The sequence below is a fragment of the Curtobacterium phoenicis genome, assembly GCF_047238015.1.
Taxonomy (GTDB): Bacteria; Actinomycetota; Actinomycetes; order Actinomycetales; family Microbacteriaceae; genus Curtobacterium.
Genome location: NZ_JBDFLZ010000002.1, coordinates 134,768 through 149,174 on the forward strand (window position 1 = coordinate 134,768; position 14,407 = coordinate 149,174).

The following is a 14,407-nucleotide window of genomic DNA, read 5'->3' on the forward strand; positions in this document are numbered from 1 at the left end:
GCGTATTCCGAGCACATTCCCGGGCGTCATCCCGAGAACGGGGGTGTTCTGCATGCAAAACGCCCCCAGTCCGGGGGCGAATTGCGGGTGGGTGTCCCCTGCAATGGGGCTGCCGATCAGGAGTGCTGGATGGCGCTCGTGATGTCGAAGATCGGCAAGTAGAGTGCGACGATCATTCCTCCGACGACGACGCCGAGAAACGCGATGAGCAGCGGCTCGATCAGCGACGTCAAGGCCTCGGTGGTCGCTTCGACCTCGTCGTCGTAGAAGACCGCGATCTTCTCGAGCATCGTTTCCATCGAGCCGGAGTCCTCGCCGACCGCGACCATTTGCGAGACCATTTGCGGGAACACGTTCTCGCGCTGCAGTGGCGCATTGATCGACTCACCTTTTCGAACTGATTCGGAAACACGCTCGAGTGCTTTCTGAACGACGAAGTTGTTCGACACCTGGCCGACGATCTGCAATGCGTGCAAGATGGGCACGCCAGCGCCGATCATGTTCGAGAGATTGCGGGCGAATCGCGCGATGACGATCTTCCGGTTGAGCTGCCCGAAGATCGGCATCCGCAGTTTGATCGGGTCGAGGAAGGCCCGTACGCGGTCCGTGTTCTTGTTCATCCGGTACCAGAGCCACACGATGACAGACACCACGGCGAGCGCCGGCGCGATCCACACCATCGCGTGCGAGAGCACGACGAGCGCCTGGGTCGGCCAAGGCAGGGCGCTCCCGAGGCCGGAGAACATCTTCGAGAAGATCGGCACGATGAAGACCAGCATGACGACGACGCTCACGAGCGACATGACGAGCACGACGACCGGGTAGGTCATCGCCGACTTGATCGTCGACCGGAGCTTGTGCTCCTTCTCGAAGTTCGTCGCGATCGAGTCCATCGCCTTGTCCAGGAAGCCTCCCGCCTCCCCCGCCCGGATCATGTTGATCATGATCGGCGGGAAGTCCACCGGGTACTTCGCGACGGCGTCCGACAGGGAGACGCCCTGTTCGACCTCGTCACGGACCTTGGCGAGGATCGCCTTGAGCTTCTTGCTCTCGGTCTGGTCCGCGAGGATCGTCAGCGCCTTGAGCAGCGACAGGCCGGAGGTGAGCATCGTCGACGCCTGCCGCGACATGATGGCGAGGTCCTTGAGCTTGACCCCCTTCTCAAAGCCGGGGATCTTGATCTCGGTCTGGAGGCCCGTGCCAGCACGAGCCTCGCTGATGGCGATCGGGGCGATGCCCATCGATCGGAGGCGGGAGGTCGCCGCGTTCTCCGACGCGGCATCGAGCCGCCCCTTGACGAGCTTGCCGCTGCCGTCACGGCCGCGGTAGTCGAACGCGAGCGACATCAGTGGCCTCCCGAGTACTTGTCGCCGAAGTCGATCTCGGACGCGGCGATCGCGGCGGCGGAGGAGTCGGACGGCGATTCGACGCGCTGCACGAGCCGGTCGAAGCCGTCGTGGTCGTGGACCTTCTCCATGGCGGCGCGACGGGTGACGGTGCCGACGTTGACGAGCTCGGCGAGGTCCTGGTCCATGGTGTGCATGCCGGCGTCGCGGCCGGCCTGCATCGCAGAGGTGATCTGGTAGGTCTTGCCCTCGCGGATGAGGTTACCGATCGCGGGGGTGGTCTTCATGATCTCGGTGGCGACGACGCGGCCGGCGCCGTTGGCCTTCGGCACGAGCGTCTGGCAGACGACCCCCTCGAGCGTCGACGCGAGCTGCGTGCGGATCTGGCCCTGCTGGTGCGGCGGGAACACGTCGATGACACGGTCGATGGTGCCGGGTGCGCTCTGGGTGTGGAGGGTCGCGAAGACCAGGTGCCCGGTCTCGGCAGCGGTGAGGGCGACGGAGATGGTCTCGAGGTCGCGGAGCTCGCCGATGAGGATGACGTCGGGGTCCTGCCGCAGCACGTGCTTGAGCGCGGCGGCGAAGGAGTGGGTGTCGGCGCCGACCTCGCGCTGGTTGATGATCGCCTTCTTGTGCTCGTGCATGAACTCGATGGGGTCCTCGACCGTGACGATGTGGTCGGCACGGGTCTCGTTGACGAGGTCGATGAGGGCGGCGAGCGTGGTCGACTTGCCGGAGCCGGTGGGCCCGGTGACGAGGACGAGCCCGCGTGGGAGCTTTGCGAACTCACCGACGTGCTCGGGGATGCCGAGCTGCTTGAGGGTCTTGATCTTCGTCGGGATGATGCGGAACGCGGCGCCCCAGTTGCCGCGCTGCTGGTAGTAGTTCACGCGGAACCGGAAGTCGGGCGAGAGCGAGTAGGCGAAGTCGAGTTCCTGCTCGTGGTCGAACTGGCCGGCCTGCTCGACCGACAGCATCGTCTTGAGCGCCGCGATGACCTTCGCGCGCGACCACGGGCCTCCCGGCACGGCGGGTCGCAACGATCCGTCGACGCGCACGGTCGGAGGTGCGTCGGCGGTGACGTGCAGGTCGGACGCGCCCTGGTAGACGACTTGCGCGAGCGCGGTGATGAGGTCGGGATCGGCGACCTCGCGCGCGTGACGCGTGAAGTTGATCACCTCGCTCCCGTCCGCAGCAGATCCAGCCGGGAGGCCCGTGGGGACCCCGCCGGGTACGACCGGCAGGTACCGGGTCGCCTCGTCGGCGTACCCGTAGGACGCGGTCGACGGCGGGACGGCTGCGGGTGGCGTCGCAGGCGCCGCCTGGGGCTGCGCGACCGGGACGGCGACGGGGTCGCCGGCGGGGGCGGGCCACGCGGGGGTCGCCCCGGGGGCCGCGTCGGCGGGCACCTCCCAGGCGGGAACGGGAACGGGAGCGGCGGCGGCGGGTGTGTCCCAGGCGGACGCCGAGGCGGCGGGAGCGACGGGCGCGTCCCACGCGGGCGTCGGAGCCGGCGCGGCGGGCGTGACCCAGGCGGCGTCGTCGGCGAGGTCGTAGACGGGCGACGCGGCGGGCGGTGGCACGACGGAGCTCGCGACGTCCGGCGAAGTCGGATGGGACGCCGCGGCTGCGGCGGCGGCCGCAAGGCGCGCCGCTCGGCGTCCTCCGCCGACCTCGTTGCCGGGCGTTCCGGGGTGCCATCCGTGGACGGGGTCGTCCGCGGGCGTGATGTCGTAGACGGAATCGGTCATCGTTGTGCTCCCGGGCCTACGCGACCACGCGCAGGATCTCGTCGACGCTCGTCATGCCGAGCTTGACCTTCTCCCACCCGTCCTGGCGGAGGGTGAGCATGCCCTGCTCCTGGGCGACGCGGCTGATCTCCGCGCTCGACGCCCGGGCGACGGCGAGCCGCTCGATCTCCTCGGTCACGGTCATGACCTCGTGGAGGGCGATGCGCCCGCGGTACCCGGTGTTGGAGCAGACCGAGCAGCCGATGGGTGCGGAGAACTCGGGCACCGGGGCGTCCGGGCTGGACAGGAACCCGAGGGCGTGCAGCTGCTCGGCTTCGTAGACCGCCGGTGCCTTGCAGCGGTCGCAGAGGCGGCGCGCGAGACGCTGCGCGACCACCGAGTCGAGCGCGGACCCGACGAGGAAGGGCTCGATGTCCATCTCGGTGAGCCGGGTCACCGCGGAGGGGGCGTCGTTGGTGTGCAGCGTGGAGAGCACCAGGTGACCGGTAAGGGAGGCCTCGATGGCGATCTGCGCGGTCTCGTGGTCACGGATCTCGCCGAGCAGGACGACGTCGGGGTCGGAACGGAGGATCGACCGCAGTGCGGACGCGAACGTCAGCCCCGCCTTGGGGTTGACCTGCACCTGGTTGATGCCGGCCATCCGGTACTCGACCGGGTCCTCGACGGTGATGACGTTGATCTCGGGCTTCGCCACGGCGTTGAGCGTCGTGTAGAGCGTGGTCGACTTCCCGGAACCGGTCGGCCCGGTGACGAGGATCATGCCGTAGGGCTTCGAGTAGGAGCGCTGGTACGCCTGGAAGTTGTGTTCGAGGAGGTTGAGGTCCTTGAGGGACATCGACGTGTTCGTGTTGTCGAGGATCCGCATGACGACCTTCTCGCCCCACACGGTCGGCAGGGTCGCGACGCGCAGGTCGATCTGGCGCCCGCCGTGCCGGACCGACATGCGGCCGTCCTGCGGCTTCCGACGTTCGGCGATGTCGATGTCGCTCATGATCTTGAGCCGGCTGACGACGCCGTTCTGGATGTTCTTCGGCGCCGGCGCCATCTCGTGCAGCACGCCGTCGATCCGGTAGCGCACGCGGACCTCGTGCTCGCCGGGCTCGATGTGGATGTCCGACGCGTGGTCCTGGATCGCCTGCGACACGAGGAGGTTCACGAACCGGACGATCGGGACGTCGTCGAGCGAACCGTCGGTCAGGTCGGCCTGCTGCTGGGCCTGCTGCGATGCCTCTTCCTCGAGCGAGGACGTCAGGTCGTTGAGCTCGTCGTCGGCGCGGAGGTAGCGGTCGAGCGCGGCGACGAGGTCACGTTCCTCGACCTGGAGCGGCTTGACGCTCCGGCCGGACGCGGTCCGGGCGTCGTCGATCGCGAGGACGTTCGTCGGGTTCACCATCGCGAGGACGAGCACGTCGCCCTCGAACCCGATGCCGAGCACGCCATGGCGGCGACAGAGGGCAGCGGGGAGCATCGACACCGCCGTGCCGTCGACCGGGTAGTCGGTCAGGGGCACCGTGCGGGAGTTGCTCGAGGCGGCACGAGCGGTGATGTACTGTGCCTCGCTCACGATGCCCTGGTCGACGAGCGCTCGGATGGACCGGTCGTCGACGTCTTCGTCGCCGGTCATCGAGTCGAGGTGCTCGATCGGCAGGGCACCGTTGAGGATGAGGATCTTGGACAGCGTGGCCATGGGCTCCGAGCCTCCTTCGGTTCGCGCGCGGATCGGGAGTGGCACCGTGCGGGGAACGGCGCTCGACCACGCTACGGTCGCGCCGGAGGGCCGCCGCAGTCCCAGAAAGAGGGGGCGGAGGGCGCACGGGTGCCCCCAGTGCGAGGGTGTCGGGCGGTGCGTGCAGCCCGGACGGCCCGCGTCAGAGGGACACGGACGCCGTGACGTGCGTGTCGCCCGCGACGAAGCCGAGGCGCTCGTAGATGCGGCCGGCTCCGCTGGGGTTCTCTGCGTCGACGTCGAGCACCGCAGCCGCGAGCCCCTCGGACCGGATCGCCTCGAGCGCAGCACCGAGCACGAGCGGCGCGAGGCCCCGACCGCGCGCAGCACGGACGACCCCGACCCAGTGGACGTACCCGAAGCCGTGCCCGCGGGCCTCGAACGCGGACGGCTCCACCTCGACGATCGCGAAGGCGAGCACGGCGCCGGCGTCGTCGACGACCAGACGGGACAGGTCGAGCCGGCTCTTGGCCGAGGTGAGGAACCCGCGCCAGTCCGACGCGACCATCGGCTGGGAACCCCAGTGGTCGCGGAAGGCGTCGTTCTTGGCCGTCCGCAGCGGCTCGATGTCGTCCTCCGTCGCGGGCCGGACCAGGAGGCCCTCGGGCAGCGCCGGGACCTCGCTCGCGGGGGCGCCGTCGAACACGAGCTCCATGTCGAGCCACGTCCGCACGGGCTCGAACCCGGCCCGCGACGCCAGCCGGAGGACCGAGGAGCCCTCCGGCCCGCCGACGTCGAGCGTCGCCGGGAGGTCCACGTCGAGCTGCGCCAGTCGCTGCCGCGCCCGACCGACCTGCCAAGCGAGGAGCCGCCGACCGATGCCGCGACCGCGGAGCTCGGGATGGACCGCGCCCTCCAGCACCGCCCGGGCAGCGGTGACCCGGGACGGGATGTCGATGACGATGCCGTACGCCTGCACATGGCCATCAGCATCGACGCCGACGAGGGTGTCCCGGGCGACGTCGAGTCCCTCCGTGGACAACGTGCGCTCGATGTCCGCTGTGGAGGGACGGCTGCGCGGGTCGTCCACCGCGGCGGCGGCGACCGCCACGGCGAGCACCCCGGCGGTGTCGTCCGGGGTCGCCGGACGGAACGTCAGGCCCGCGACCGGAGCCGGGGGCTCGAGGTGGGCCGGAGCGGTGATCCGTTCGCGCAGTGTCGCCATGTCCCCAGCCTGCCAGCACGGCAGGAAACCCTCGACGTGCGAGGCCCCGCCGGGACATGATGAGTCATGGACATCACGAGCGTGACCGTGGGGCTGCCCGTCACCGACATCGAGGCGTCCTGCCTCTGGTACGGAGCGGTCTTCGAGCGCACCGAGCCGGACCTCGAACCCGAGGACGGCGTCGCCGAGTACGAGGTCGGCGGCATCTGGATCCAGCTCTACGAGGACGAGCACGCCGAGGAGAACCCCGTCACCGTCCGGTTCGGCGTCGACGACGTCACTGCGCAGCACAGCCGCATCGGCGCCCTCGGCATCGACATCGGCCCGGTCGAGTGCATCGACGGCGCCACGAACTGGTTCGACGTCCGCGACCCCGACGGCAACGTCCTCAGTCTGTACTCGCTGGTCGACGAGAAGGGCCGCACCGCCTGACCGTCACGTGCGGACGAGCCACGCGATCCCTGCGACGGCCAAGACGCCCATGACGATCAGGAAGGTGTTCGGCGCCCTGCCTCCGTTGCGGTCGATCCGGTCGATCGCGCTGGCGAGGAGGACGGCCCCTCCGCCTGCGGCGACCGCCAACGGCCCGTCGGCCAACACGAGCACCAGCGACGTCACCGCCAGTCCCACCGATGCGACTCCGACCGCCAGGGCGGCGCGTCGCCGTCTTGTCGTCAACTGCTGCGCCTCGTTTCCCACCGGACCAACATATCGCGTACCAGCGACGGATCGGCCGGGAGGCCCGTGGCGGGCCCGCACCGCGCCTCCCGGCCGGCTCGTGGCCGCGGAGGCGAGCCGCAACGCAGAGGGGCCCCGCATCCTGACGGATGCGGGGCCCCTCGTGGGTCACTTCAGGCTCAGTTGTACGTGCCCGGCGTGAAGTCGTCCGACGAGAAGCTGTCGAAGTCGACGAAGCTCAGGTCGGCGTCCGAGAACGACGAGTCGTCCGCGAAGATGCGGTTGGGGTACCGCTCGGCCTTCGCTTCCTCGGTCGCGTTCACGTCCACGTCGCGGTACCGGCTGAGGCCCGTCCCGGCGGGGATGAGCTTACCGATGATGACGTTCTCCTTGAGGCCGACGAGGTGGTCCTGCTTGCCCTCCATGGCCGCCTGCGTGAGGACGCGGGTGGTCTCCTGGAAGGACGCGGCGGACAGCCACGACTCGGTCGCGAGGGACGCCTTGGTGATGCCCATGACCTCCTGGCGAGCGGAAGCGGTCTTGCGACCCTCCTGCAGCGCCGCACGGTTGAGCTCGTTGTACCGCGAACGGTCGACGAGCTCGCCCGGGAGCAGGTCGGTGTCGCCGTGGTCGACGACGGTGACCTTGCGGAGCATCTGGCGCACGATGACCTCGATGTGCTTGTCGTGGATCGGCACGCCCTGCGATCCGTACACGTCCTGCACACCGTTGACGAGGTGCTTCTGGACCTCGCGCACACCCTTGACCCGGAGGACCTCCTTGGGGTCGACCGTGCCGGCGATGAACTGCTCGCCGAGCTCGACGTGCTGGCCGTCCTCGATGAGGAGGGTCGCGCGCTTGAGCACCGGGTAGATGAACGGCTCGTCACCGTTGTCCGGCGTGAGGATGATCCGACGACCCTTGTCCGTGTCCTCGATGACGACGCGGCCGGGGGCCTCGGCGATCGGGGACGCGCCCTTCGGGGTGCGGGCCTCGAAGAGCTCGGTCACGCGGGGCAGACCCTGCGTGATGTCGTCGGCCGAGGCCGAACCACCCGTGTGGAAGGTACGCATCGTCAGCTGGGTACCGGGCTCACCGATGGACTGGGCGGCGATGATGCCGACCGCCTCGCCGATGTCGACGAGGTTGCCCGTGGCGAGCGAACGGCCGTAGCACTTCGCGCAGACACCGATGGCGGACTCGCAGGTCAGGACCGAGCGCACCTTGATGCTCTCGACACCGGCCGCGATGAGCTTGTCGATCAGGACGTCACCGACGTCCTCACCGGCCTCGGCGACGACCGTGCCCTGCGCGTCCACGGCCGGGGTGGCCAGGGTGCGCGAGTACACGGTGTTCTCGACGCGCGGGTCGCGGACCAGGGCGCCGTCGGCACCCTTCGTCGCGATCGGCAGCTCGAGACCGCGGGTCGTGCCGCAGTCGTCCTCGCGGATGATGACGTCCTGCGAGACGTCCACGAGACGACGGGTCAGGTAGCCCGAGTCGGCGGTACGGAGAGCCGTGTCCGCCAGACCCTTGCGGGCACCGTGCGTGGCAATGAAGTACTCCGCCACGGTCAGGCCCTCGCGGTACGAGTTGATGATCGGGCGGGCGATGATCTCACCCTTCGGGTTGTTCACCAGACCACGCATACCGGCGATGTTGCGCACCTGCAGCCAGTTACCACGAGCACCCGACGAGACCATGCGGTTGATGGTGTTGTCGACCGGGAAGTTGTCGCGCATCTCCTGCGCGATCTCGTTCGTGGCTTCGGTCCAGATCTTGATCAGGTCGGCGCGGCGCTCCGCGTCGGTGATCAGACCCTTGTCGAACTCGCCCTGGACCTTGGCGGCCTGGACCTCGTAGCCCGCGATGATCTCCTTCTTGCGAGGAGGCGTCACGACGTCCGAGAGTGCCACGGTCACACCGGAGCGGGTGCCCCAGTAGAAGCCGGCGTCCTTGATCCGGTCCAGCGCGGCGGCCGTCTCGGTCTTGGAGTAGCGCTCGGCGAGGTCGTTGACGATCGCGGACAGCACGCCCTTGTCGGTGACCTTCTGCACGAACGGGTAGTTCGCCGGGAGGGTCTCGTTGAAGAGCGCACGGCCGAGGGTCGTCTCGAGCAGCACCGGCTCGCCCTGCACGTAGCCCTCCGGAGCCTCGCCCTCGGCGAAGTACACGTCGGACATGCGGATCTTGACGAGCGCGTTGAGGTGCAGCGTGCCCTGGTCCTTCGCGAGGATCGCCTCGGCGACGGAGGAGAACGCACGACCCTCGCCCACGGCGCCCTCGCGGACGGTCGTGAGGTGGTGCAGACCGATGATCATGTCCTGCGCGGGCAGGGTCACCGGACGGCCGTCGGACGGCTTCAGGATGTTGTTCGAGGCGAGCATGAGGATGCGGGCCTCGGCCTGGGCCTCCACCGAGAGCGGCAGGTGCACGGCCATCTGGTCACCGTCGAAGTCCGCGTTGAACGCAGCACACACGAGCGGGTGGAGCTGGATGGCCTTGCCCTCGACGAGCTGCGGCTCGAACGCCTGGATGCCCAGACGGTGCAGCGTCGGCGCACGGTTCAGCAGGACAGGGCGCTCGCGGATGATCTCCTCGAGCACGTCCCACACCTGCGGACGCGAACGCTCGACCATGCGCTTGGCCGACTTGATGTTCTGCGCGTGCGACAGGTCGATGAGGCGCTTGATGACGAACGGCTTGAACAGCTCGAGCGCCATCTGCTTCGGCAGACCGCACTGGTGGAGCTTGAGCTGCGGGCCGACGATGATGACCGAACGGCCCGAGTAGTCGACGCGCTTGCCGAGCAGGTTCTGGCGGAAACGACCCTGCTTGCCCTTGAGCATGTCGCTCAGGGACTTCAGGGCGCGGTTGCCGGTACCCGTGACCGGACGACCGCGACGACCGTTGTCGAACAGCGCGTCGACGGCCTCCTGCAGCATGCGCTTCTCGTTGTTCACGATGATCTCGGGGGCACCGAGGTCGAGCAGGCGGCGGAGACGGTTGTTGCGGTTGATCACACGACGGTAGAGGTCGTTGAGGTCCGACGTGGCGAAGCGGCCACCGTCGAGCTGCACCATCGGGCGGAGCTCCGGCGGGATGACCGGGACGACGTCGAGCACCATCGCGGCCGGCGAGTTGCCGGTGGCGAGGAAGGAGGAGACCACGCGCAGACGCTTGATCGCGCGGATCTTCTTCTGGCCCTTGCCCTCGGCGATCTGCAGGCGCAGCGACTCGGCCTCGGCGGCCAGGTCGAAGGCCTCGAGACGGAGCTTGATCGCCTCGGCGCCCATGTAGGCGTCGAAGTAGATGCCGAAGCGGTCCTGCAGCTCGTGGAAGACGGCGTCCTCGGGCTTGAGGTCGCCCACCTTGAGGTTGCGGAAGTCCTCCCACACGCGCTCGAGGCGGGTGATGTCCTCGTCGAACGACTTGCGGACCTGGGCCATCTCCTTCTCGGCGGTGTCCTTGGTGCGGCGCTTGACGTCGGCCTTGGCGCCCTCCTCCTCGAGCGCTGCGAGGTCGTCCTCGAGCTTCTTGAGGCGGTCGGCGATGATCGAGTCGCGCTGGCCCTCGAGGGTCTTGATCTCGAGACGCATCTCGTTCTCGAGACCCGGGAGGTCGGCGTGACGGCCCTCTTCATCGATGTCGATGATCATGTACGCCGCGAAGTAGATGACCTTCTCGAGGTCCTTCGGCGCCATGTCGAGGAGGTACCCGAGGCGCGACGGGACGCCCTTGAAGTACCAGATGTGCGTGACGGGCGCGGCGAGCTCGATGTGGCCCATGCGCTCACGGCGGACCGAGGACTTGGTGACCTCGACGCCGCAGCGCTCGCAGACGATGCCCTTGAACCGGACGCGCTTGTACTTGCCGCAGGCGCACTCCCAGTCGCGGGACGGACCGAAGATCTGCTCGCCGAACAGACCGTCCTTCTCGGGCTTGAGGGTGCGGTAGTTGATGGTCTCCGGCTTCTTGACCTCGCCGTACGACCACTGGCGGATGTCCTCGGCCGTGGCGAGACCGATCCGCAGTGCGTCAAATGAAGTTGCTTCGAGCAATGTTCTTCTCTCTAGCTGGATTCGTTACGTGTACGGGCGGGATCAGATGTCGTCGACGGACGACGACTCGAACCGCGAGGAGATGTTGATGCCGAGCTCTTCGGCGGCACGGAAGACCTCGTCGTCCGTGTCGCGGAGGCTGACCGCCTGGCCGTCGGCCGAGAGGACCTTGACGTTCAGGCAGAGCGACTGCATCTCCTTCATGAGGACCTTGAACGACTCCGGGATGCCGGGCTCCTGGATGTTCTCGCCCTTGACGATCGCCTCGTAGACCTTCACGCGGCCGAGGATGTCGTCGGACTTGATCGTCAGGAGCTCCTGGAGGGCGTAGGCGGCGCCGTACGCCTCGAGTGCCCACACCTCCATCTCACCGAAGCGCTGTCCACCGAACTGCGCCTTACCACCCAGCGGCTGCTGCGTGATCATCGAGTACGGACCGGTCGAACGCGCGTGGATCTTGTCGTCGACCAGGTGGTGCAGCTTGAGGATGTACATGTAACCGACCGAGACGGGCTCCGGGAACGGCTCGCCGGAGCGACCGTCGAAGAGCTGCGCCTTGCCGGACGAACCGATCAGGCGCTCGCCGTCGCGGTTCGGGAGGGTGCTGTCGAGGAGGCCCTCGATCTCACGCTCGTACGCACCGTCGAACACCGGGGTGGCGACCTTCGTGCCGGGCTCCGCGTGGCGAGCGGCCTCGGGCAGGGCCGACGCCCACTCCTGGATGCCCTCGACGTTCCAGCCCTGCTTCGCGAGCCACCCGAGGTGGATCTCGAGGACCTGTCCGAAGTTCATGCGGCCGGGGACGCCGAGCGGGTTCAGCACGATGTCGACCGGGGTACCGTCCGCGAGGAACGGCATGTCCTCGACCGGCAGGATCGTCGAGATGACGCCCTTGTTGCCGTGACGACCGGCGAGCTTGTCACCCGCAGTGATCTTGCGCTTCTGGGCGATGTAGACGACCACACGCTGGTTGACGCCCGAGCCGAGCTCGTCGTCGCCGTCCTGCGCGTCGAACACCTTGACGCCGATGATCGTGCCCTCTTCACCGTGGGGCACCTTCAGCGAGGTGTCGCGCACCTCGCGCGACTTCTCGTTGAAGATCGCGCGGAGCAGGCGCTCCTCGGCGGAGAGCTCGGTCTCGCCCTTCGGCGTGACCTTGCCGACCAGGATGTCGCCGGGGCGGACCTCGGCGCCGATGCGGATGATGCCGCGCTCGTCGAGGTCGGCCAGGAGGTCCGGGCTGACGTTCGGGAGGTCGCGGGTGATCTCCTCCTTGCCGAGCTTCGTGTCGCGGGCGTCGACCTCGTACTCCTCGATGTGGATCGAGGAGAGCGTGTCGTCCTTCACGAGGTTCTGCGACAGGATCATCGCGTCCTCGTAGTTGTAGCCCTCCCACGGCATGAACGCGACGAGGAGGTTCTTGCCGAGCGCGAGCTCGCCGTTCTCCGTCGCGGGGCCGTCGGCGATGACCTCGCCCTGCTCCACGCGCTCGCCTGCGGAGACGATGACGCGGTGGTTGTAGCTCGTGCCCTGGTTGGAGCGGTCGAACTTGCGCAGGTAGTAGGTCTGCGTGCCGCCCTCGTCGAGCTGCAGGGTCACGGCGTCGGCCGAGACCTCGGAGACCACACCGGCCTTGTCGGCGGTGACGACGTCACCGGCGTCGATCGCGGTGTAGCCCTCCATACCGGTGCCGACGAGCGGCGACTCGGAACGGAGCAGCGGCACGGCCTGGCGCTGCATGTTCGCGCCCATGAGGGCGCGGTTCGCGTCGTCGTGCTCGAGGAACGGGATGAGCGACGTCGCGACCGACACCATCTGGCGCGGGGAGACGTCCATGTAGTCGACCTCGTCCTTGCCGACGAGCTCGACCTCGCCGCCCTTCTTCCGGACGAGCACCTTGTCGTCCGCGAAGTGGAAGGAGTCGGTCAGCGGCGCGTTCGCCTGGGCGACGACGAAGTCGTCTTCCTCGGACGCGGTCAGGTAGTCGATCTGCGTCGTGACCTGACCGTCGACGACGCGACGGTACGGGGTCTCGATGAAGCCGAAGGAGTTGATCCGACCGAACGACGCGAGCGAGCCGATCAGGCCGATGTTCGGGCCTTCCGGGGTCTCGATCGGGCACATGCGGCCGTAGTGCGACGGGTGGACGTCGCGGACCTCGACGCCGGCACGCTCACGGGACAGACCACCCGGGCCGAGGGCCGAGAGACGACGCTTGTGCGTCAGGCCCGCGAGCGGGTTGTTCTGGTCCATGAACTGCGACAGCTGGGACGTCCCGAAGAACTCCTTGATCGCGGCGACGACAGGGCGCACGTTGATCAGGGTCTGCGGCGTGATCGCCTCGATGTCCTGCGTGGTCATGCGCTCGCGGACGACGCGCTCCATGCGGGACAGACCGGTGCGGACCTGGTTCTGGATGAGCTCGCCCACCGCGCGGATGCGACGGTTGCCGAAGTGGTCGATGTCGTCCACGTCGAGGCGGAGCTGCACCGGCTCGCCGTCACGGACGCCGTCGATCGTGGTGCGCTCGGCGTGCAGCGAGACGAGGTACTTGATCGTCGCGACGATGTCCTTGACGGTCAGCACCGAGTCGCTGAGCGGCGCGTCGATGCCGAGCTTGCGGTTGAGCTTGTAGCGGCCCACCTTCGCCAGGTCGTAGCGCTTCGGGTTGAAGTAGAAGTTGTCGAGGAGCGCACGCGCCGCCTCGGCCGCCACCTGCTCGCCCGGACGGAGCTTGCGGTAGATGTCCTTGAGCGCCTCTTCCTTGGTGAGGATGGCGTCCTTCTCGAGGGTCGACTCGATCGAGGCGAACCCCTGGAATTCGTCGAGGATCTCCTCGCTCGTCAGGCCGAGGGCCTTGAGGAAGACCGTGACGGACTGCTTGCGCTTGCGGTCGATGCGCACGCCCACCTGGTCGCGCTTGTCGATCTCGAACTCGAGCCAGGCACCGCGCGACGGGATGACGCGTGCGGAGTAGATGTCCTTGTCGGAGGTCTTCTCCTGCGCGCGCTCGAAGTACACGCCCGGGGAACGGACGAGCTGCGAGACGACGACGCGCTCGGTGCCGTTGATGATGAACGTGCCGCGCTCGGTCATGAGCGGGAAGTCGCCCATGAACACGGTCTGCGTCTTGATCTCACCGGTCATGTGGTTCATGAACTCGGCGTTGACGTAGAGCGGTGCGGCGTAGGTCTTGCCACGCTCCTTGCACTCGTCGATCGAGTACTTGGGGTCCTCGAGCTCGGGCGACGTGAAGCCGAGCTGCATGGTCTCGCCGAGGTCCTCGATCGGGGAGATCTCCTCGAAGATCTCCTCGAGCCCGGAGTGCAGCGCGAGGTCGGTGCGACCCTGCTCCTGCCCCTCCGCGAGTCGGGCCTTCCACACGTCGTTGCCGACGAGCCAGTCGAAGCTCTCCGTCTGGAGGGCGAGCAGATCAGGAACCGTGAGGGTGTCCGTGATCTTGGCGAACGAGAGTCGCGAGTGGTTGCGACCGTTCTTGGGGTTGGTGGATGCGTTGGGCGCAGCAGCCAAGGGTGTGACCTCCGGTAGGCCCCGTCGGGCCGGTACTGACGAGCAGCACGTTGGTGGGTGGATTGACGCTTCAGCGCGACCTGGTGACCAACACACGGGGAACGGTGCGCATCCGTCGGATGCGACCTGTGCGATGATCGGAGTGAGCG

At 68.0% G+C, this 14,407-nt stretch carries 8 protein-coding genes; 1 reads left to right on the forward strand and 7 read right to left on the reverse strand.

What is annotated here, in order from left to right:
* Window positions 1-116: 116 nt before the first annotated feature.
* The 4 genes from ABC270_RS00710 to ABC270_RS00725 form a co-directional block, all read right to left on the reverse strand.
* Entirely contained in the window at window positions 117-1,346 is a 1,230-nt protein-coding gene (locus ABC270_RS00710) for a type II secretion system F family protein (RefSeq protein WP_412879017.1), read from the reverse strand.
* Window positions 1,346-3,097 (reverse strand): type IV pilus twitching motility protein PilT, encoded by a 1,752-nt coding sequence (locus tag ABC270_RS00715; RefSeq protein WP_412879018.1) that lies wholly within the window; start codon window positions 3,095-3,097, stop codon window positions 1,346-1,348. Before ABC270_RS00715 ends, ABC270_RS00710 begins: the two co-directional genes overlap by 1 nt.
* Before the next feature lie 16 nt (window positions 3,098-3,113).
* Window positions 3,114-4,784, reverse strand: a complete 1,671-nt coding sequence (locus ABC270_RS00720; protein ID WP_412879019.1) for a GspE/PulE family protein — start codon at window positions 4,782-4,784, stop codon at window positions 3,114-3,116.
* A 181-nt stretch (window positions 4,785-4,965) separates the two neighbouring features.
* Complete coding sequence (locus tag ABC270_RS00725; protein WP_412879020.1) at window positions 4,966-5,988, reverse strand: GNAT family N-acetyltransferase; 1,023 nt, start codon at window positions 5,986-5,988, stop codon at window positions 4,966-4,968.
* Between the two features lie 66 nt (window positions 5,989-6,054).
* Between ABC270_RS00725 and ABC270_RS00730 the strand changes: the two genes are divergently transcribed.
* Entirely contained in the window at window positions 6,055-6,420 is a 366-nt protein-coding gene (locus tag ABC270_RS00730; RefSeq protein WP_022904460.1) for a VOC family protein, read from the forward strand.
* Between the two features lie 3 nt (window positions 6,421-6,423).
* On the opposite strand, the gene ABC270_RS00735 is transcribed toward ABC270_RS00730, so the two are convergent.
* The 3 genes from ABC270_RS00735 to rpoB form a co-directional block, all read right to left on the reverse strand.
* A complete protein-coding gene (locus ABC270_RS00735) occupies window positions 6,424-6,687 on the reverse strand; it encodes a hypothetical protein (protein ID WP_412879021.1) in 264 nt (87 codons plus the stop codon).
* A 158-nt stretch (window positions 6,688-6,845) separates the two neighbouring features.
* Window positions 6,846-10,727 carry a DNA-directed RNA polymerase subunit beta' gene (gene rpoC, locus ABC270_RS00740; RefSeq protein WP_412879022.1) on the reverse strand — a complete coding sequence of 1,294 codons (3,882 nt, stop codon included), beginning with the start codon at window positions 10,725-10,727 and terminating at the stop codon, window positions 6,846-6,848.
* A gap of 42 nt (window positions 10,728-10,769) precedes the next feature.
* Window positions 10,770-14,258, reverse strand: a complete 3,489-nt coding sequence (gene rpoB, locus ABC270_RS00745; RefSeq protein WP_412879023.1) for a DNA-directed RNA polymerase subunit beta — start codon at window positions 14,256-14,258, stop codon at window positions 10,770-10,772.
* Between the last annotated feature and the right edge of the window lie 149 nt (window positions 14,259-14,407).

Bases quoted from the DNA above. Each gene is read 5' to 3' on its own strand.
- ABC270_RS00725 (WP_412879020.1), bottom strand. From the start codon at position 5,988: ATGGCGACACTGCGCGAACGGATCACCGCTCCGGCCCACCTCGAGCCC.
- ABC270_RS00710 (WP_412879017.1), bottom strand. From the start codon at position 1,346: ATGTCGCTCGCGTTCGACTACCGCGGCCGTGACGGCAGCGGCAAGCTC.
- ABC270_RS00730 (WP_022904460.1), top strand. From the start codon at position 6,055: ATGGACATCACGAGCGTGACCGTGGGGCTGCCCGTCACCGACATCGAG.
- ABC270_RS00720 (WP_412879019.1), bottom strand. From the start codon at position 4,784: ATGGCCACGCTGTCCAAGATCCTCATCCTCAACGGTGCCCTGCCGATC.
- ABC270_RS00715 (WP_412879018.1), bottom strand. From the start codon at position 3,097: ATGACCGATTCCGTCTACGACATCACGCCCGCGGACGACCCCGTCCAC.